Here is a 21372-nt window from a genome sequence, read left to right as displayed (position 1 = left end):
CTCTTCCGCCACCCGGGCTATCACGGCGGCATCCTGACCTTCAGCCATCACCCGGATCAAGGGCTCGGTGCCCGAGGCCCGCATCAGGATCCGGCCGGTAGCGCCCAGATCAACCTCTGCCTTGCGCACCGCGCCTGCAATATCCTGCCGTGACATGGGGTCAAAGCGCTGAGCAACCCGGACATTGATCATGGTCTGCGGAAGCTTGGTCATACCGTGGCGCAATTCCGCCAGGGTTTTACCAGAGCGCCAGCAGGCCAGCAGAACCTGTAACGCCGACACGATGCCGTCGCCCGTGGTGGTGCAGTCGCGAATCACCAGATGCCCTGAGCCTTCGCCCCCCAGCACCCAGCCCCGCTGCAGCAGGCGCTCCATCACGTAGCGGTCGCCCACCTTGGCCCGCTCAAACGGAATACCCTGTTCCTGCAGCGCGAGCTCCACCCCCAGATTGGTCATCAGGGTGCCAACCACGCCACCCTGGAGGGTGCCGGCCTTGCGGCGCTGAGAGGCAATGACGTAAATCAGCTCGTCGCCGTCCACTTCAGAGCCGTCGCGGTCGACCATCAGCACCCGGTCGCCGTCGCCATCGAAAGCGATACCAAGGTCCGCCTGGCGCTCCAGCACGGTTTCTTTCAACAGTTCAAGATGGGTAGAGCCGACCCCCAGGTTGATGTTCAGACCATCCGGATCACCACCGATTACCGTTACCCGGGCACCCAGCTCACGGAACACTTTCGGTGCCACGTGGTAAGTAGCGCCGTGGGCGCAGTCCAGAACAATGTGCATGCCCTCCAGGGTGAATTCGTTGGGCACGGTACTCTTGCAGAACTCCACGTAGCGCCCGGGGGCGTCCTCAACACGGAACGCCTTGCCAAGATCCGCGGATTCGCAGACCACCATGGGCTCATCCAGCCAGCGCTCGATTTCCGCCTCAAGCGCATCATCCAGCTTGGTGCCGTCGCCGGAAAAGAATTTGATGCCGTTGTCATAATGCGGGTTGTGGGAGGCACTGATCACAATACCGGCACAGGCCCGGAAGGTGCGCGCCAGGTAAGCGATGGCCGGCGTCGGCATAGGCCCCAGCAGCTTTACATCCACACCCGCAGCAGACAGACCGGCCTCAAGGGCCGACTCGAACATATAACCGGAGAGCCGGGTATCCTTGCCGATGATCACACTGTTGCGCTGACCGTCCTGCTTGAACGCCTGCCCGGCCGCCCAACCCAGCCGCAACATGAATTCCGGGGTAATGGGATCCTCCCCAACCCGGCCACGGATACCATCGGTACCAAAATATTTACGCTCTGCTGACACTGACTGCTCCGTCTTGTCTGTTTTAGGTTGTATTGTGGGCTGTTCGTCCCGGGAATCTTCATTTGGCCCGGGAATCTCCATTTATCCTGATAATCCCCGTTCGTCCTGACCCTGAGCCTGCCGAAGGGTCGAAGGACGTAAACTCCGCGCCACCACCCTTCGACGAGCTCAGGGTGAACGGAATTTTCACGTTCGTCCTGAGCCTGAGCCTGCCGAAGGATCAGGGTGAACGGAGTTGGTGCGAAATTCCCATTCATCACAAGAATCCCCGCTCGTCCTGAGCCTTTTATCTACGTTCGTCCTGAGCCTGTCGAAGGACGTAACCTCTGCGTCACCACCCTTCGATTGTTCGGCAGGCTCAGGATCAGGGTGAACGGAGTTTTCACGTTCGTCCTTAGGCTGTCGAAGGACGTCAGGCACGCACCTCCCTCATAGCCTCCACCACCCGCACAGCATCCACAGTCTCACGAACATCATGAACTCGTATAACAGAGGCGCCTTTCAGGGCTGCTATTGTGGCGGTGGCGAGGCTTGCGGGCAAGCGGTCGCTGACCTCACGGCCGGTGATCTGACCCAGCATAGTTTTTCGCGACATGCCCACCAGCAAGGGATAGCCCAGCATGGTCATCTGATCAAGTGCCGCCAGCAGTCGGAGGTTGTGCTCCAGGGTTTTGCCGAAGCCGAAGCCCGGGTCCAGCAGAATCTGTTCGGAGCGGATGCCGGCTTGCTCCGCAGCACGGACCCGGTCCATCAGGTAGGTCGCCACGTCGCGAACCACGTGACGATACTCCGGGCGTTGCTGCATGGTGTCCGGGGAGCCCTTCATGTGCATCAGGCAGACCGGAAGTCCTGTGGCCGCTGCAGCCTCCAGCGCCCCTTGGCGCTCCAGCGCACGAACATCGTTTATCAGGCCCGCACCCAGCGCGGCCGATGCGGTAATCACCTCTGGCGTGCTGGTATCCACGGAAATGACCACATCCAGCTCACGGGAAATGGCTTCCACCACCGGGCAGACCCGGTCGAGCTCCTCCTGCAGTGAAACCGGCGCCGCGCCGGGGCGGGTCGATTCGCCACCGATATCCACAAAGGTGGCACCGCTGTCCACCATGGCCCGGGCGCGATCCAGGGCATCGTCCAGGCGGTTGTACTGGCCACCGTCCGAAAACGAATCCGGGGTTACATTCACAATACCCATCACGTGACAGCGCGACATATCCAGTTCGCGCCGGGCAAATTTCATGATCATCGAATCTCCGCGTGTACTCTGCTCAAGGTCATTTTCGGCTCTCAAACACTCAATCGCCAGAAACGAAAACGCCGCCCCCTTAAGGACGGCGTTTCAACTTATCCGCAGCCACTCTCATCCCTGAAAATCCACTGTCATCCCTGAAACTTCTGCTGCATTTCAGGCCTGGTTAATGCTCGCCTGCAGGGCGGCCAGCCGTGCCATCGATATCCCGGCCGTTATCATCCGGCAGCGTACCTTCTGGCTTCGGCTCGTCTACTGGCTCGCCGCCACCGGGACGGCCATCGTCACCCCAGCCCTTGGGCGGACGTGGCGGGCGGCCTTCCATGATGTCGTCGATCTGCGGACGATCGATGGTTTCATACTTCATCAGGGCTTCGGCCATCAGGTCGAGCTTGTCGCGGTTCTCTTCCAGAATCTGACGCGCCTTCTCGTAGCAGGTATCGATGATGTTGCGAACTTCCTCATCGATGCGCTGAGCAGTTTCCGGCGAATGCACGGTATGGCTCTGGCCGGCACTGCGACCCAGGAACGGCTCTTCGCTGTCGGTATCGTACTTCAGCGGACCCAGCTTCTCGGACAGGCCCCACTTGGTCACCATATTACGGGCCAGCTCGGTGGCACGCATGATGTCGTTGGAGGCACCGGTGGTGACGCCCTCGAAACCAAGAGTCAGCTCTTCAGCGATACGACCACCAAACAGACTGCAGATCTGGCTGATCAGGAAACGCTTGCTGTGGCTGTAACGATCTTCCTCGGGGAGGAACATGGTGACACCCAGAGCACGGCCACGGGGAATGATGCTGACCTTGTAGACAGGATCATGCTCCGGCATCAGCCGGCCCACAATAGCGTGACCGGATTCGTGGTACGCCGTGTTCAGCTTCTCTTTCTCGTTCATCACCATGGACTTGCGCTCGGCGCCCATCATGATCTTGTCTTTCGCCAGTTCCAGCTCTTCCATGGTGACCAGCCGCTGGTTACGACGGGCCGCAAACAGGGCGGCCTCGTTCACCAGGTTCGCCAGATCGGCACCGGAGAACCCGGGGGTACCACGGGCGATCACACCCGGATTGATACCGTCGGCCAAAGGCACTTTCTTCATGTGTACCTTGAGGATCTGTTCCCGACCGATGATATCCGGCAGGCTGACCACCACCTGGCGGTCGAACCGGCCCGGGCGCAGCAGCGCAGGGTCGAGAACGTCAGGACGGTTGGTGGCGGCAATCACGATAACGCCTTCGTTACCTTCAAAGCCATCCATTTCAACCAGCAGCTGGTTCAGGGTCTGCTCACGCTCGTCGTGACCACCACCCATGCCGGCGCCACGATGACGACCGACCGCATCAATCTCATCGATAAAGATGATGCAGGGGCTCTGCTTCTTGGCCTGTTCGAACATGTCACGGACACGGGACGCACCCACACCCACAAACATTTCGACGAAGTCCGAACCGGAAATCGAGAAGAACGGCACCTTGGCTTCACCGGCAATGGCCTTGGCCAGCAGTGTTTTACCGGTACCGGGAGGACCTACCATCAGCACGCCACTGGGAATGCGGCCGCCCAGACGCTGGAACCGGCTGGGATCCCGCAGGAAATCCACCAGTTCTTTCACGTCCTCTTTGGCCTCATCACAACCAGCCACATCACTGAACGTGGTCTTGATCTGATCTTCGCTCATCAGGCGGGCCTTGCTCTTGCCAAAGGACATGGGTCCTTTGCCGCCGCCACCGCCCTGCATCTGCCGCATAAAGAACACGAACAGTGCAATGATGATCAGAATCGGGAACGCAGCGACCAGCAGCTGGGTCCAGAGGCTTTGACGCTCCGGCTCCTTACCGATCACCTCAACGTTATGGGTGAACAGGTCATCCATAAGCCGGTTGTCGGGAATGGGCGGGCGCACGGTCTCAAACCGGGAGCCATCGCTGCGCTGTCCCTCAATGGTCAGTCCGTCAATGGTCACCTGGCTCACCTGGCCCTGCTCTACCATCTGTACAAACTGCGTGTAATTGACCGGCTGACCGGTGGTGCTCGGAGTAAAATTCTGAAACACCATCAGCAGGACGGCTGCGATTACCAGCCATAAAACCAGATTTTTAGCCATATCGTTCAAGGATCGTCACCTGTGAATTGCAGGGCGGCCACCGGTAGAAACCGAGCGCCGCCTGTTACTGACACCTTACACCAACTATACGCCACGCCACCAGAAACAGCTCGCCGGGCGCGGCAGATATAATTGTTGGCCCATTACCCTATCATTCGCTGCCATGTCTCTATGTTGGGGACTATGCCGGAAATGACAAGTCGACTTTAGGCGGCCCACCACCATCAACCGAACTCAGACCGGAATAGCGGCAGATTGTTCCACCCACCCTACGTGCAACCAACCATTCAATTGAACCCGGGGTCTGTTATCATTTCGTCATTATACGGTTCTGGCGACCGGATTTCTGCCCGCCGGGCAGCTAATCGTCACAGTATCTGTTCATCACACCGATCAAGAGAATTCATCATGAGCCTTTCCCCCGCCCAGCGTCGCGAATATCGCGCCATTGCCCACAACCTCAAACCGGTAATCATGATCGGTGACAAAGGCCTGACCGAAGGGCTGCTGCAGGAACTGGACCGGGCCCTGAACGACCACGAACTGATCAAGATCAAGGTGTCCAGCACCGACAGGGAAGCTCGCCAAGAAATGATTGCGGAACTCTGCAAGAACTCCAAAGCCGAACTGGTACAGAGCATCGGCAAGATTGCCGTAATCCTGCGCCGGGCCAAGAAGCCGAATCCGAAGCTGAGTAATCTGACGCATTAATTAGCATGTCTGATGCGAGGGGTAGCGCCCGCCGCCCAGCCTGAGGCTGACGAGGGACCTTTATACTCGGTGACACCGCCCTTCGACGAGCTCAGGGCGAACGGGGTTATTCCGGGGATTTCAATCCAGACTCAAAGATCCGTTCGTCCTGAGCCTGTCGAAGGACGCTAACTCCCCTTACCGTTCGCCCTGAGCCTGTCGAAGGGCCGGCTACTCCCCCACGCAAAAACCACCTGTCCACATAGCAACAAAAGCGCTAGGATACGATTAAAAACCAATCAGAACGAAACTGCCTAATTCGAGGGAACGATATGAAGTCGCTGTTCAGAATCCTGGCCGCCAGCACCCTTACTGCCACATTACTCATCACTGCCGGCTGCAGCAGCAACGGTGAAAGCTCCGAGGCCGAGGGCCATATTACCCGGGCGCAAACCTACGCCGACCAGGGCCAGTTCCGGTCGGCACTGCTTGAAGTGCGGAACGCGGTTCAGAAAGACCCGGGCAATGTGACACACGTGGTCACCCTGGCGGGCATCTACAACAACATGGGTGCCGGCCAGCAGGCTTCGGATTTGCTGGAACCCTGGCTGAAGGACTACAAAGAACAGGTAGCGCTGCCCCTCGCCCGGGCTTATATCCTGCAACGCAAGCACCTGTCAGCCCGGGAAACCCTGGAGCAGGTCAGCCCTTCCGATACCGAACTACGCCACGAACATCAAGTACTGACAGCACAGACCCAGCGCCTGGCCGGGAATTATCAGGCGGCCATCAGCACCCTGGAGCCGGTTCTGACCACTGACCAGAACCACAGCGAAGCCAACCAGGTGATGGCCATGGCCATGATCGAGGCTGGCGATCCGAACGGCGCGCTGCAGTTACTGAATGAGTGGCGCGAGCGCAACGGCAGCAACCCGGAACTGCTCTACCTGACCGGCCTTGCCCATTACCGTAACGGCAACCTGGAGCAGGCAGCAAACACCCTCACCGATGCCACCGCCAGCGTGCCCAATGCAGACGTGTTCCTACCGGTCAGGCGTAACATCATTACCCTGCTGGCCCGAACTCAGACAGAACAGGGCAACATCACCGAGGCCCAGGTCTATAACCGCATTCTCGCCGAGAACAGCAACCGCGAGACCCGCGACCGTGCCGAATCCGCCATCGAAGCCATCAGCCGGGGCGATCTGGATACCGCACGCACCACCCTGGAAGACCTACTGCAGCAAAACCCCGAGAACGAACAGGTTGCCATGATGCTGGGCGCCCTGAGCCTGCAGGAAGGCCGCCAGGACCAGGCGGAAAGCCTGCTGATCGACAACATCGATGCAGAAACAACGCCCACTCCCTTTATCCGTGCGGCCACCATTGCCCAGATTGACAGCGGCAAGCGGGAAGAAGCCCTGACCACCCTTGCCCGTGCCATCGAAGCCCGCCCCAATGATGTGGACCTGCTGGCCATGCATGGCATTCTGGCCCTGGGCCTTCCGGAACACGCAGAAAAAGGCGTCATCAGCCTCAGCAAAGCCCTGAACCTGGACAGCTCCCGGTCACGGCTGAGACTGGCGCTTGCCCGCCACTACATGGAACAAGGTCAGCAAGAACAGGCTTTGGGCCAGATGCGCGTGGCTTTCACCAACAGCCCCACAGACTGGAACATCACCCAGAGCTACCTGACCCTGCTGATTCGCACCGGCCAGACCACAGAGGCCGAAGAAGTCAAAGATTCCCTGATCAACGGCTTCAGTGACGAGCGCCAGGCCCTGCTGCTTGCCTCACTGACCGAGTTTCAGCTGGGCGACGCCGACAGCGCCAAAACCCGCCTGCGTAAACAGATCAGCGACCACCCTGACTGGCAGCCCGCCTACCTGGCACTGGGCGCGGTTTACCAGGGCAGCGGCGAAACCGCAGAAGCCATCGAAGCCCTGCTGGACGCAGCCGCACTGAATCCCGCCAACCTGGCGCCGCTGCAACAGGCCGGCCGGCTGTACGCCAGCAGCCACACCCCGGACGAGGTAGTAGAATGGCTGGACGCTGCCGCCAGCCGTCACCCGGGCCTGGCCACCAACAGCCAGGCCTTGGCTGCCCAGATAAGAATTCAGCAGGGCCAGATGGATGACGCCCGGGCGATTATCGACGCCATGAGCGACACCGAAGAGAACGAACTCACTCTGACCGTAAAAGGCCAGCTCCTGGTGGCCGAGGCCGAGCAGGCCGCTCGTCAGGAAAACTGGACACTGGCCCGGTCCAAGGCAGCCGAAGCCGCCGCACTGCAGCCGGATAACCTGACCTTTACCCTGATACCCATCAGCATCACCGCCATGGAAGGCCGCTACGATGAAGCCCTCACCCTGCTTGATAACATAGAAGCCAATCGCGGCAAAGACACCCGTATGACCATTATGCGGGCCCAGCTGATTCAGGCAGAAAAAGGCCCTGAAGAGACCTGGAAATATCTGGAACGGGAGTGGGAAGATCATCAGGACGCATCGCTTCTCCCCATGATGGTTGGCATGGCTCCGCAACAGTCTCCGGGTGATATGGAAGAACTGACCAGTGCCTGGGTCGACAGCGCTCCGAACAACCTCACTGCCCACCTCGCACGAGCCAACTACCTGATGCAGCAAGGCCGCGAGCCGGCGGCAGTGGAACACTACGAAGCGGTTATCCAACGCCGCTACGATACGCCACTGGCCCTGAACAACCTCGCCTGGCTGCTACGGGAAGACGATACCGGGCGAGCCCTGGAGCTGTCCAAACGCGCCAGCGAACTGGTCCCGAAAAATGCGGCGATACTGGATACTCATGGCTGGATTCTTCATCTGGCCGGGCAACACCAGGACGCCGTCACCGTGCTGGAACAGGCCCACGAGCTGGCACCCGACAACGAAGATATCCGCCAGCATCTGGAAACCGTCCGCAGCAAACTCTGAACAACCAAGCATTTCACCTCTCGGACCTGCTCCGCCGCCACGAATCCCGGACGGCGGAGCAGGCCAGCGCACACCCCGCCTGAACCGCACTCTTTAATCCAATAATGACTGTCAGGTTTTTTTACACGGAAAAACCCGACATGCCACCATCCCCCTGAAAACATTGCATTACTCAATCACTCCATGTCGGTTTTTTTTACATCGTTCTTTGATATTTCCAAATATAAAAACCTATGCCTATGTTTTTAAAAGACTTTAATTGTTGGCACGATTTTAGCTTGTTAAGTTGATGTGAAAGCTGTGATTTCATAAACAGACTGCCAAACCATCCGCGAGGGTGGGACGGAAAGCCACGGACCTCTCGCAGGCCGCCGGGCTGCAAGGAACGCAACAAATATCCCACGGAGAACACAATATGAACTACAAACAATTACTGGCCGCCGCTGTAATGACAGGCTTTGCAGCTTCTGCAGCAGCTGCTCCTGTTGTAATCGCGCCTTTTGGCGACGACGGTGTAGGCACAGGACTTCAAGACGTGCTGAACAACATCACTGATGGCGGCGTATCGTCTGTAAACGTCAACACCGATCAGCTTGATGACGGCATGGATAGCTACTGGAACATCACCGCTTCCGGCGGTAGTGTTTCAACATTTGTTATCGAAATCGCGGGAAACTCAAGTAGCAATACTTTTGGCGTTTACGATCGCAGCAACCCTAACAACTATGTTGAGTTGTTCAACGGTGCTGATAGCGATGCAGTTAACTCACAGGTAACACTGTCCAGGCTTCTCGACGGTAGCATTCGCGTTAACGGCGACACCAAGGGCGTGTTTACCAGCAAAGATTTTGGCTACTACCTGGGCACCGAGAACAACCAGGACAACGCACCGCTGTTTTACTCCGACAGCACATTGAACACCGGTGGAGCTGATCAGATGGTGGCCTTCCAGGGCACCGATACTGATACTGTTCAGATCGCTGGATTTGAATCCGGCTTGTGGACTAATAACGAGTTCGTTCTTGCCTGGGAAGACGTTCTGGGCGGCGACCAGGACTTCAATGACCTGGTGGTGATGGTTGAGTCAGTACTGCCAGTACCCGAGCCCGGCACCCTGGCCCTTCTGGGTCTTGGCCTGCTCGGCCTGGGCGCTGCCCGTCGCCGCAAGGCCTGATCTCTGATCAGAACCCTGAAGTGACTGAAAGTCGGGGGCGAAAGCCCTCGACTTTTTTTGTGGCTCGCCCCGCGACGTTTACTCAGACTGCACATAAATAAATAAAAAACCTAAAGAATCCGGATAAAGTGATGACGTAAAAACCGCCACACAGTATGCTCTGAACAGCCCTAAAACCGGATAGCAGTCAGGCACCCCATGTTACGGACAACTCTACAACAGTTTCATCTTTCCCGGCCCTACCTGATTGTCACTGGTGTGGCTATTCTGCTGTTTCTGCCCACCTGGCTACGGCTGGTTACCGAGTGGCTGAAGTGGGAACAGGTGCTTGCACACGGGCTGCCTACCTTTCTGATCTTTCTGGGCCTGTTGCTGATTCATCCGCCAAAACCGACACCCTTCAACAACGCGGGCAAAAGCAAACCCTCCATTGCCGGCGGGCTGGTGCTTCTGGCCACAGTAGTGGTCTGGGCTCTGCTGGAACTGGTACGCATAGATACCCTTGCCTATTTGATGCTACCGGCCGGGGTAGCCGCCACGGCCTGGGCCATGCTTGGCTTCCGTTCGGCGCTGAAAATGCTGCCCTACATTTTACTGCTGGGACTGTCACTACCAATCTGGGCTGACACCGTCCCGTACCTGGTGATACTGGCCACCGCAGTAGTCAGCGACCTGGTGCGGATGATGGGAATGCCCGCCCTTATAGAAGGCGCCAACATCACCCTGCCTTACGGCAGACTGGTCATTGCCGACGGCTGCTCAGGCATCCGTTACTTCGCCATCTCCATTCTGTTGGCCATGATGACAGCGATACTCAACGATTACCGCTGGAAGGGCTGGATCGCTGCGGTGGCCGTGGGCATGGGTGTGGCACTGCTGGTGAACTGGGTTCGCATTACGGCCCTGGTCGTTATTGCTTACCAGAGCAATATGGAAAGCAGCCTGATGCACGACCACGAAACCTTCGGCTGGGTTGTCTACGCCGCTTTCATTGTTCCTACCATGCTGCTGGCACCGGTCCATCGCCGCAAGGGCGTGCCCGAGGGCACCCCTGCCAGGGTGGCCCCGAAAAGCCTGGCCTTCGTTATCACCGGTTTCATTCTCGGCACACTGGGCATCACCCTGGCTCATTCAGCTGCAGAGCAATCTCCGGAATGGTCCATCACAGCGAGCAACCTCAAGGAGGCTCGCGCAGACCAGTTGCCACTGCCAATGAACCTTCCGGACCAGCTCAGCCACCGGGTATGGCAAACCGACAGCATGGGCGCCTGGGTCTCCCTGGCCCAGTCCCAAAAACAGAGCCGCGATGATAAACTGGTCCCCTACCTACCCCGCACAGTGGATGACGGCCAATGGTTTCTGGAAAGCCGCCATGAGGGTTACACAATCCGGGTTTACCGCCACATCACCAACCGCCGTCAGGTTGCCTTCAGCCAGTACTATCAGGTGGGAAGCTACACCACTAACAGCTACCGCAACGCCAAACTGCTGCAGATACCGGCTACACTGCGGGGACAGAACCGGTTTGCGTTGATTACGTTGCAGGCGCCTTGTTCTGTTAGAGGGTGTGATGCGGCGGTTAGTGAGATTGACACATTACGGCAAACTATCCATCTGGACCCGCCAGGCTGACGAGAAAAGCTGACTCGACCCGAAGCCCGGCTGAAAGTTTATTGTTAATGGATTTCACGTCATTAACCGCCGTACATTTATATCTTAGCAAACCCACAAGACTGCTTTGGTTTGATTATTTCTAATTTTACGTCGATAATTGCCGTATATTCAGAGCCATTCAAACCATGCTTAATAAAAAAGCGCGCGAACAGCTAAGAGACCTACTGCCATTATCCATGGTAGCCACCAAGCCGTGGCTACTTGATCAGGGTCTCAGTCTGCATTTTCTGGATAACGCTATACGCAGTGGAACCCTGGTGCCGCTGGCCCCGGGCGTGTATACGCTGCACAAGCAAACTGTCCGATGGCAGGGCATTGTTGCCTCGCTGCAGAGAATGTCTGAAAACCCCACCCATGTGGGTGGCTTAACTGCGCTGAAACTAGCCAATCTGACACATTTCTTGTCGACCGGCCCGGAAGAGAGAATTCAGCTCTATTCTGAATCGCAGTTGCCACGATGGATCCAAAGAGTGGCAGTAACTGCAGATTTCGAGTGGCACGGGACAAAGAAGCTTTGGCAGGAATCAATCATGGTAAATTCCGGGTTCAGTCGTCAATACCACTGGCAAGAAGGCCTGCCTCCGATTAAGTACTCCTGCCCGGAAAAGGCCATAATGGAAGTGCTTACCGGCGTACCTTCAGCAATTAGCTTTGAGCACGCCGACGCACTGATGCAAGGGCTTCTCAACCTTTCACCCAGAAAGACGGACGCTCTCCTCAGGGGCTGCCGAAGCGTAAAGGTCAAACGACTATTCCTGTGGCTGGCAGAACGCCAGGATCATGTGTGGTTCAGGTGCCTTGAGCCTGGTGAATATGACCTCGGGTCAGGGAAGCGAGTAATCGCCGAAAAGGGGCGGCTGAACACCAAATGGGCAATCACTGTGCCTGCAGAAATGCACTAAGGTCACTGACCATGGATAAGAAGAATCGATATGTCCACCAGCCTCAAAGTTTTAAAAAGCGCTTCCCTGCTGCTCAGCCTGCAGCTGGTCCAGCGGGGCCTGGGGATTATCTCCACTCTGATTCTTGCCCGACTGCTGACCCCTGAGCATTTCGGCATTGTCGCTCTGGTCACCATTGCTCTTCAGTTTTTTGAACTTCTGGTAGAAACCGGCAACCAGCAGTACATCATTCAGAAAGACACGCTGACGGATGACGATCTCAGTACTGCCTGGAGCATGGATGTACTGATCAAGAGCAGCATCGCCCTGGTAATTATTGCAACATCCCCGCTAATCGCAGCCTGGTTTGACACACCGGAACTGGCCCTGGCACTGGCAGTCGCCTCTCTCTCCCTGCCCATCCGGGCCCTGAAAACCCCCGGCATGATGAAGCTGGCCCGAGAAATCAATTACAGACCGGTTTTCCGGCTAACCCTCTGGCAAAAAGGGCTATCATTCGCCACAGTTATCACCATCGCGATGATTCAGCCAAGTCACTGGGCCATTATCGCCGGCACCCTGGTGTCTGCCGTCATTCTTGCAGTGGGTTCCTACAAAGTTCACGATTTTCGACCCCGCTGGACTCTGATCCATCTTCGTCAGCAGTGGCAGTTTTCCCAATGGTTGCTATTACGGGGTCTGGTCGGGTTTACCCGCTCCCAGATCGACAACCTGATGGTTTCCAAACTCTTTGGCACCACACAACTGGGGGGCTACAACCTGGTACGGGAGGTCAGCCTGTTGCCGGCACTGTCTGCGATCATACCAATGAGCGAGCCGTTGCTGGCCGCCATTGCTCAGAGCAAACACAACCCGGAGAACCTGGCGTATCGGGTACGCCTCAGCCTTGCGCTTATGATCACCCTGCTGATCCCCATTACGACCTTTATCATGCTTTACCCGGAACTTATCATTAGAGTATTACTGGGGCCGCAGTGGACTGAGTACGCACATCTTTTGCGCCTGTTCGGGCTGTTCTTTTTTACGTTCTGCCTGTTTGCGCTGATCAGTGACACGATTATTGCCCTGGGCAGGGTGCAGGCCTTGTTCTGGTTTGATGTGATATCAACCGCAACCATCATTGTCATACTCTGGTATAGCGCTACCGGTAGCCTGGATGTCATGGCCTGGGCCCGGGGATGGCTTGCGGTAGCCACAACGATAGCCCTATTGGCGATTGTTGCCCGATGGAGCCACTTTGGTACCTTGCGACTGATCTACCTTTGCCTGCCAGGCAGTGCCGGCACACTCATCGCAGGTTGGTTGGTGACAATTCCCGCTATGTCGGGCTGGCCATCCATACTTGAATTGCTGGCCAGAGGCTCGCTGTTTGTTGGCTTGAGCGCCGCGCTGACGCTGTTTGCAGGCTTCTTGTTGATAAAAAACAGTGAGGAATGGCAGCAACTCAGCAGCCTAAGAAAGAACCTTGTATCAAACCGGAAAAATCCGATTTCCTGACCCGCTTTGTTACTTTATGTTACCTAAGGAACCCGCTATCCTAACGCCTACCACAGATGGACTTGAGCTGTATCCGCGATGAAGGAATTCACGACAATAAATCTCAGGGATGGGGCCGGGGTTAACCGGGTAAACGAACCGCTGACTTTTGGCGTCCCTCTTCCTGAAGGATTCTCCCGCAGCTGCGATGGGCTGGCTCTCACCAGTAAGAGTGGCGAGCGATTAGCCGCTGATATTTCCCCGGCACTCACCTGGCCAGATCAGAGCCTGCGCTGGGTCCACGTTAAAACAATCATCAATCAGAGAGCCGATGAAGTTCAGCAGCTCAGCTTGCGCCGAACAGACAACACTACCCTTTCGGAACCCGACCCGGCACCACGCTCATCAGTCGCATTCACCGATGGTGCTCTGGAGTGGAAAACCGAAGGCCCGGATGCCCTCCATTATTCTGTCTCCCTGACCGATAACGAGGGCCATTCATGCCAGGCAAAATGTGATGGAAACTGGGTCAGATTTCACGAAGGCCCGGTTGCCCAGACCTGCCAGATAACCGGAGACTGGTTACGCAGTGATGGCACACGGCTTGCTCGGTTCACATGCAATGTCACCACGTACACCGGTATCCAGCTGCAAAAAGTGGAAGTCTGCATTCACAATCCGCAGCGGGCCAGACACTCCGGCGGCCTTTGGGATCTGGGAGATTCCGGATCCATACACTTCCGATCTTTGTCCGTTCAGGTTACTCAGCTCGACGTCTCCGAAGCAGTTCTTCATACGGGGCCGGATACCCCGAGCATTAAACTTGAGGTAGGTGGCACAACGCGCCTTCACCAGGAGTCCAGCGGCGGTGAAAACTGGAACAGCCTGAACCACGTTAACGCAGAGGGAACGGTTCTACCCCGATACCAAGGCTACCGACTGAACCAAGGCAACAGCGAACTTTTTGCAGGACTGCGAGCCTCACCCCTTGTCACCCTAACCCGCAAAAACGGTCAGATACTACACGCAAGCTACCCGAAATTCTGGCAAAACTTTCCCAGCGCTATTGAGGCCACCTCCGATTCTTTGTGCCTGGAGCTGTTTCCCAAAAACACCACGGAGCCCCACGAACTACAGGGTGGCGAACGCAAAACCCAGACATTGTGGATTGAGAGTAGCGACAGCCCGGATAGCCTGCGCTGGACACACAGCCCGCTAGTAGCCCGGGTTGCTGCAGAAGACTACGAACAATCTCGGGCATTCCCCTGGTTTACAGCCAACGCGCCAAAGACTGCACTGGATGATCTGATTCAGCACGGACTGGAAGGCCAGCAGAACTTCTTTGCCAAACGTGAAATGATAGACGAATACGGATGGCGCAACTTCGGTGACATCTTTGCCGACCATGAAACCCTGTACCAAGAGCCGGATGAAACGCCGCTGGTTTCACACTACAACAACCAGTACGACGCCATCTACGGTTTCGCCCGCCAGTTCGCCCTTACCGGAGACACCCGCTGGTTCGAACTCATGGATGACCTTGCCCGCCATGTGACAGACATCGATATCTATCACACCGACGAGGACCGGGCCGAATACAATCACGGGTTGTTCTGGCATACAGATCATTACCTGCCCGCCCACACGGCCACCCATCGAACCTTTACCCGGCATAACGACACCAGCTCTACTCCTGGGCAGACCGGTGGAGGACCAGCGGCCGAACACTGCTACACCACAGGGCTGCTCTATCACTACCTGATGACCGGGTCATCGGATTCAAGAACAGCGGTACTGGACCTGGCTCAGTGGATGGTAGGCATCCACGAAGGCAGCCATGGGCTGCTCGCACAATTGCTGGCCGTAAAAAAGCAGGAAATCCCCAAACTGAAGGCATTGCTCAAGGGCGAGCGACCGAGCCCCCACCGGTATCCCTTTACCCGAGGTACCGGAAACTACCTGACCGCCTTGCTGGATGCCGCCATACTGGAACCAGGCGGTGGATGGCTAATCAAAGCGGAACACGTTATCCGGGACACCATTCACCCCAAAGATAACATTGAGCAACGGAATCTTCTGGACGTCGAAATCGGCTGGTCCTACCTGATCCTGATGGCGGCGATTGCCCGCTACCTCTGGGTCAAACGCCAGCTGGGTCAAACAGATGAAGCGTATCATTATGCCCGGGACTCCCTGCTACATTACGCTGCCTGGATGAAAGACCATGAGCGGCCGTTCCTTCAGGAATCCGACCAACTTGAATTTGCCAATGACACCTGGGTTGCCCAGGACATTCGCAAAGCCATGCTGATGTTTAACGCGGCAGAACTCAGTCATGGACTGGAAGCAGAGGATTACCTTGCAACCGGACAGGAGTGGTTGGACAGTTCCTGCAATACACTGACCCAAAGCCCGGAAAGACACTTTTCACGCATACTGGTCATACTGGCGCAGAATCATGGGCCACAGCATATTCAACCAGAGTCAGGTGCAGCAGACAGCCGCAAACACGCGGGTCAAAACACGAAACGGCAGCCACTGCTAACCTGGCCACAATTGGCAGCCCGAATCCTGCAACGGATTGGCCTGGGTCTTACCCAGTTCCGACCATCCCGGGAAAAAGCCTGGCTGGACGCAAGGATGAATCGTTGATGGCCACCAGAGCGTTGATCAAACGCACCATCAAAAATATGGTGCTTCTACTGGTACTTCCCCTGTTCGGTCTTTACTGGATTACCAGTGGGGGCGGCAAAAGCGATGGCGCGTTTCAGGCATACTCACAGTTCCTGAGCCTGTTCCCTGGCAAGACCGGTATCTACATCCGCGCCGCCTTTTACCGCCTCGCCTGCCCCGGCACATCAGATGAGATATCCATCGGCTTCCTGACCATTTTCTCCCATCGGGATACCACGATTCACCGAGGTGTATACATCGGCCCTCAGTGCAACATCGGAAAGTGCACCATTGGCGAGAACACGCTTCTGGGCAGCGGAGTGCATGTTCTTAGTGGCAGCAAACAGCACGCATTCAGCGACACCGACCGGCCTATTCAGGAGCAAGGAGGGAGTTTCGAGAAAATCCAAATCGGAGCAGATTGCTGGCTAGGCAACACAGCCGTTGTCATGGCCAGCCTTCCGGACAAGGTTGTTGTTGCAGCAGGAAGCGTCATTACCAAAACTGCTAACTGTGGAGACATTATGGCGGGAAATCCGGCAAAGGTGATTCGAAATCGCATCGGAGGAAATTCGGCTATAGAACCGGAGGCTGAGCACCATGCCCAGTAAAGCCGAGGCCCTCTACTTTTCATCGCCCGTATGGCTGCAGAACCTCATGGTTTCTGCCATGGGGTATAAGCTTTACCGGAAGAGATATACTGGCGTCTATCATGAACTGCGAGAATTGGTCCGGGAATCGAGGGATTGGAGCCCGGAACAGCGGGATGCCTATCAATCCGAAAAGCTCCACGAAATGGTAAAACACTGCCGCGAATACATTCCCTATTATCAGAAACTATTCGCTGAACACGGCCTGCATGAGAACGACATCACCGATGTCTCACATATTCAGAAACTACCGATTCTGGACAAGCAGACCCTGCGGGAACGGGGAGCAGAGTTTCGTTCCGGTCAGGAAAAGCCTTTCATGATCCAGCACACCAGCGGTAGTACAGGGACGCCCTTGGCACTCCACGTCAATGAACGAACCTACAAACTGGCGATGGCACTGCTGGTTGATCACGAAGAATATCATGGCGTCCCTTTCGGAGCGCCCCGCGCTACGTTCGCAGGGCGGATGATTCAACGACCTGAAAATATGAACCCGCCGTTTTCAAGGTTCAATCGAGCTGAAAACCAAAGGCTTTATTCAAGCTATCATCTCAGTGAAAGAACCTTTCCGTTTTATCAGAAAGATCTCGATTACTTCCAGCCACACGAACTCATTGGCTATCCTTCTGCCCTATCTGATTTGGCCACGCATTATAAAAAAGCTGGAACGACTCCTGGATTCGAGCCGAAAGCAATAGTTACCAACTCCGAAACGCTTCTCGAATGGCAGCGCGAGCGGATAGAAAAAGTCTTTAGCTGCCCTGTCTTTGATTATTACGGTACCGCTGAATATGCTCTATTTGCCGGCCAAAACCGAACAGGAATGTACCAAAGCAATTCAGTAATCGGAATCACTGAATTATATACTGATAGGAATACCAAACATTCCATATCCGGAACGATTCTTGCGACTAGCTTGTCAAACACCTGCATGCCCTTGTTGCGTTATGAGGTTGGCGATAGGGCCACACTCCCTCCCTCTAGCGACGATGAGACGTTTTTGGCTCACACCATAGATACCATTGAAGGTCGGATGGACGACTACGTCAGAACGCCCGATGGTAGAAAAATTGGGCGAATTGACCATATTTTCAAAGGCATTTCCGAAATAAAGGAAGCACAGGTCATACAAGATTCACTAACGCATTGTACAGTGAAAATTGTGCCACAATCTTCCGAAAGCAGAATAAACCTAGACAAAATAAAAGAAAATCTAAGGACGAGGACATTTAATGAAATGGGTGTAGTATTAGAAATAACTGATAGGATACAGAGAAACTCGAATGGAAAATTTAAGTCGGTAATTTCTCTGGTTGATGACCAATAAAATGGAAAAAGTATTTTCAATTATAATTCCTTGTCGAAATGAAGAAGCTCATATTGAGAAATGCCTCCAGTCCTTAGACAGCTTAGACTATTCTAGAGAGTCATACGAAATACTCGTCGTTGATAATGGATCGACTGACCTTTCCGTGACTATTGCAAAAAAGTACGCTGATCAGATAATTCTCCTCCCGGACGTAAAAGTTGGAGCTGTCAGAAATACTGGCGCCAAGGCAGCAACGGGGAGATATCTTGTTTTCATCGACGCGGATTGCACACTTGATAGCAATTGGCTCGCTAGAGCAGAGAAGCTGGCGAAAAATTATCCGAAAAGAGTTTTTGGTGGAGGCATCATACTACCTAAAAACCCAAAATGGGTTGAGCGCTACTGGCTTCTAGAAGGACCCGAAGGAAACAGCCTTCCAGCTGAGTTAATTGGTTGCTCAATTGTTATTTGCACTGAGCTTTTCAAGAGTATTGGTGGATTTGACGAAAAAAGAACCTCTGGAGAAGACACAGATATATCTACTCGAATTCGCGCTATAGGACAAGAAATAAAAATCACACGCGCATTAAATGTCACTCATTTAGGTAACGCACAGACAATATTTTCACACATTAAACGACAAGCATGGCATGCTAAATCTTACAAAAAAAATAAACTTCAAAATCTTAAGGATCCAGTTTTTTTATTATTACTTACTTATATTTTATCGATAGCATTCGCTGCAATTACAGCAATACTTGAAATTTACTTATTTACGCCCCCCCTATTTTTGATAGCATTAATTTTGCCTCTAGTTTTGACAACGAAACGATATAAAAGAGCGAAACGAATTCCCGGAAATATAAAGGAACTATTTCTTTCTTACATTCTTGATCTTTCATACCTTACCGGCAGGGCAATGGGCTACTTAAGCCCACCCTACCGATAAGTATCAATCGATAATAACACTTGCGGGAGGGCTAGGTGGGGTTAAGCCTTTTAGACCATCGGGGATTGAAGTTCGTACAACCAAGTCATCTATTGAATACCATTCTTGTCTACGAACATCATCGGTATATGATTTAAAATAATCATTGCCGCCTATTGAAAAAAAGTTCCACTTGACCATTTCACCTGTACCGTCTGGCAATCTATCAACCCATATTATGTCCCGCACATTTACAATCTGCTCATCATTAACCCACTGAACAAGCCAACCATCAGCGGCACCAGGTGAGCTGTTCATTTGGACATAAAAAGCTATTTTGGTCCAATCGCTTTTACCGTATATCTGATAATGTTCTACGGTTTGCCTCAAATTATCAGATATATACCCACCGTTTACCCGATCTATAATATTGGGCACGCCTCCCCCGACACCCATTTCAGCAATATCTCTCGTAAAGTTAAGAGAACCTCTTGGGTGACTGCCTTTTTGCTCAGCAGTCATCGTGTAATTTTCACCGTGCGGCCCCCCCCTTAGGGTTTGCATATTCCTTACGCCATAGGTGTCGCGCTTCCAATCCCACAAAAACAAAGGGCCCTGCTCTCCCCCACCAAACGCTTGAAACTCACTGCCGCTTTCAGACCAACTTCCAACCCTGAAAATTTTGCTCATATCCTCAGACGGGTTAACCGTCCAGTCAGGATCGAAGCGAATCCAGAATTCAATGTAAAGAGATTCGTACCCTTCCCTGAAAAGCTTTAGTAACTGCCCATCAGAATTCCATTTCCAGGCAGGGTCTCGCGATGAGTCTCTGCGTTGGACAAATGACTTACCGGCATTACCTCTTGCTTTGTCTGAGTTCGCCGATAAAATTTCAATAGTTTCATGGCGATCTGGATGTCCAGTCGATGGAGCCCACGTTGGATCCTGATATACGCTATGCCAATTCATTGGAACTACATGAGTTCCAGTACGTTGAAGTCTATCAGGGCCAGCTCCATTAACAGGAAAAGCCCCGGTATTGTTTTCCGGTAACCCACTATGCCAATCCGGCTGGTCGTCAAAATTCTCTTCAAAAATCACCTCAGCCCCTGCAAAAAAAGGCGCTGCAACTAAAGATGTCATGAGCAAGCATTTGCCCAGCCGAGTGCTAAAAAAAGCCATAACTGCAATCCCCATTTTAAGTCTGATATCAATGCTTATAGCCTAGTCTATCCGCCTTTCAATGGGCGTGATGAACTCGCGTTTTCCTCGCAACGTTATGTGAACAAACGGCGAAGTATGTAACCAATTTTTTCAGTCTAGCACTGCACTGTAATTCACGCCCAGCACCCAATAGACCGTTTTTCACAGAAATTTACCTTCCTAGCCTGTACAGTTATGAGCGTACATCTGGTAAAGTTTTGTAACCAGAAATTCGCTCCAAACTCTCCAGGGAAGGCAAGCTGTATGAGAGTGCTTACCATCTTCGGAACACGCCCTGAGGCCATCAAAATGGCCCCTCTGGCCATTCGCCTCGGAGCTGATTCCCGTTTTGACTCGAAAGTCTGCGTCACAGCGCAACACCGGGAAATGCTGGATCAAGTGCTTGACCTGTTCCAACTGGTGCCGGATTACGATCTTGATCTGATGAAGCCAGGGCAAACCCTGTCTGAACTCACCGGCCGGATACTCACCAGTGTCGAGGGCGTGCTGCAATCCTTTCGCCCGGATATAGTACTGGTGCACGGAGACACCTCGACGACTCTGGCTACCAGCCTCGCCGCATACTACCAGCAGATACCCGTAGGCCACGTGGAGGCAGGGTTAAGAACCGGTAACCTGTATTCCCCCTGGCCGGAAGAGGCCAACCGCAAGCTCACCGGCGCCCTCGCCAGCCTGCATTTTGCCCCTACCGACATTGCCCGCCAGAACCTGATCCGCGAGGGTGTGGCAGACACGCAGATTTATGTAACCGGTAACACCGTGATTGACGCCTTGTTAGAGGTCCGGGACAAGATTCACGGTGCTCCGTCTCTCACCTCGCAGTGTAATGAACAATTCTCCTTCCTGGACGCGTCCAGAAAGCTGATCCTGGTAACCGGCCACCGGCGGGAGAGTTTTGGGGCTGGGTTCGAACGCATTTGCCAGTCACTGGCGGCTATTGCAGAAAGTCACCCGGACGTCGAGATTCTGTACCCGGTGCACTTGAACCCTAATGTCCAGGAGCCAGTGCGGCGGTTGCTCGGCAGTAACCCTCGCGTTCATCTTATAG

Annotated in this window: 15 protein-coding genes and 1 riboswitch; of the genes, 11 read left to right on the top strand and 4 right to left on the bottom strand. The window is 54.6% G+C overall.

Annotated elements, in window-relative coordinates; all coding sequences use genetic code 11:
* From glmM to ftsH, 3 genes are all read right to left on the bottom strand, one after another.
* The coding region (glmM, locus tag AAC035_RS05420) for a phosphoglucosamine mutase (protein ID WP_339800961.1) at positions 1–1314 on the bottom strand (1314 nt) is incomplete at its 3' end.
* 412 nt (positions 1315–1726) lie between these two features.
* Entirely contained in the window at positions 1727–2560 is an 834-nt protein-coding gene (gene folP, locus AAC035_RS05415) for a dihydropteroate synthase (protein ID WP_339800958.1), read from the bottom strand.
* A 169-nt stretch (positions 2561–2729) separates the two neighbouring features.
* Positions 2730–4679, bottom strand: coding sequence for an ATP-dependent zinc metalloprotease FtsH (gene ftsH / locus AAC035_RS05410; protein WP_339800956.1), 1950 nt, complete (start codon positions 4677–4679; stop codon positions 2730–2732).
* Positions 4680–5078: 399 nt separating this feature from the next.
* On the opposite strand from ftsH, the gene yhbY reads away from it, so the two are divergent.
* The 10 genes from yhbY (at position 5079) to AAC035_RS05360 (ending at position 19121) form a co-directional block, all read left to right on the top strand.
* Positions 5079–5381 carry a ribosome assembly RNA-binding protein YhbY gene (gene yhbY, locus AAC035_RS05405; protein WP_339800954.1) on the top strand — a complete coding sequence of 101 codons (303 nt, stop codon included), beginning with the start codon at positions 5079–5081 and terminating at the stop codon, positions 5379–5381.
* Between the two features lie 311 nt (positions 5382–5692).
* Positions 5693–8311: a tetratricopeptide repeat protein gene (locus tag AAC035_RS05400; protein WP_339800951.1), complete on the top strand. Its 2619-nt coding sequence runs from the start codon at positions 5693–5695 to the stop codon at positions 8309–8311.
* Positions 8312–8620: 309 nt separating this feature from the next.
* Positions 8621–8695: riboswitch (cyclic di-GMP riboswitch) on the top strand.
* 31 nt (positions 8696–8726) lie between these two features.
* Positions 8727–9485 (top strand): DUF4114 domain-containing protein, encoded by a 759-nt coding sequence (locus tag AAC035_RS05395; protein ID WP_339800950.1) that lies wholly within the window; start codon positions 8727–8729, stop codon positions 9483–9485.
* A gap of 198 nt (positions 9486–9683) precedes the next feature.
* Positions 9684–11117 carry an exosortase/archaeosortase family protein gene (locus tag AAC035_RS05390; RefSeq protein WP_339800946.1) on the top strand — a complete coding sequence of 478 codons (1434 nt, stop codon included), beginning with the start codon at positions 9684–9686 and terminating at the stop codon, positions 11115–11117.
* Positions 11118–11284: 167 nt separating this feature from the next.
* A complete protein-coding gene (locus tag AAC035_RS05385; RefSeq protein WP_339800944.1) occupies positions 11285–12061 on the top strand; it encodes a type IV toxin-antitoxin system AbiEi family antitoxin domain-containing protein in 777 nt (258 codons plus the stop codon).
* A gap of 30 nt (positions 12062–12091) precedes the next feature.
* The gene (locus tag AAC035_RS05380) at positions 12092–13558 is read left to right on the top strand and encodes an oligosaccharide flippase family protein (RefSeq protein WP_339800940.1); all 1467 of its coding nucleotides are present in this window, start codon (positions 12092–12094) and stop codon (positions 13556–13558) included.
* 1065 nt (positions 13559–14623) lie between these two features.
* Positions 14624–16189: a hypothetical protein gene (locus AAC035_RS05375; protein ID WP_339800938.1), complete on the top strand. Its 1566-nt coding sequence runs from the start codon at positions 14624–14626 to the stop codon at positions 16187–16189.
* Positions 16189–16821, top strand: coding sequence for an acyltransferase (locus tag AAC035_RS05370; protein ID WP_339800935.1), 633 nt, complete (start codon positions 16189–16191; stop codon positions 16819–16821). The genes AAC035_RS05375 and AAC035_RS05370 overlap by 1 nt, the downstream gene beginning before the upstream one ends.
* The gene (locus AAC035_RS05365; RefSeq protein ID WP_339800932.1) at positions 16811–18190 is read left to right on the top strand and encodes a hypothetical protein; all 1380 of its coding nucleotides are present in this window, start codon (positions 16811–16813) and stop codon (positions 18188–18190) included. Before AAC035_RS05370 ends, AAC035_RS05365 begins: the two co-directional genes overlap by 11 nt.
* A gap of 1 nt (position 18191) precedes the next feature.
* On the top strand, positions 18192–19121 hold the full coding sequence (locus AAC035_RS05360) for a glycosyltransferase (protein WP_339800930.1): 930 nt from the start codon (positions 18192–18194) through the stop codon (positions 19119–19121).
* 3 nt (positions 19122–19124) lie between these two features.
* Here the strand turns inward: AAC035_RS05360 and AAC035_RS05355 are convergent, their stop codons facing one another.
* The gene (locus AAC035_RS05355; protein ID WP_339800927.1) at positions 19125–20282 is read right to left on the bottom strand and encodes a hypothetical protein; all 1158 of its coding nucleotides are present in this window, start codon (positions 20280–20282) and stop codon (positions 19125–19127) included.
* 285 nt (positions 20283–20567) lie between these two features.
* On the opposite strand from AAC035_RS05355, the gene wecB reads away from it, so the two are divergent.
* The coding region (wecB, locus tag AAC035_RS05350; protein WP_339800924.1) for a UDP-N-acetylglucosamine 2-epimerase (non-hydrolyzing) at positions 20568–21372 on the top strand (805 nt) is incomplete at its 3' end.

Source organism: uncultured Marinobacter sp. (genome assembly GCF_963974375.1).
Classification (GTDB): domain Bacteria; phylum Pseudomonadota; class Gammaproteobacteria; order Pseudomonadales; family Oleiphilaceae; genus Marinobacter.
This window is presented reverse-complemented; position numbering and strand designations above follow the sequence as displayed.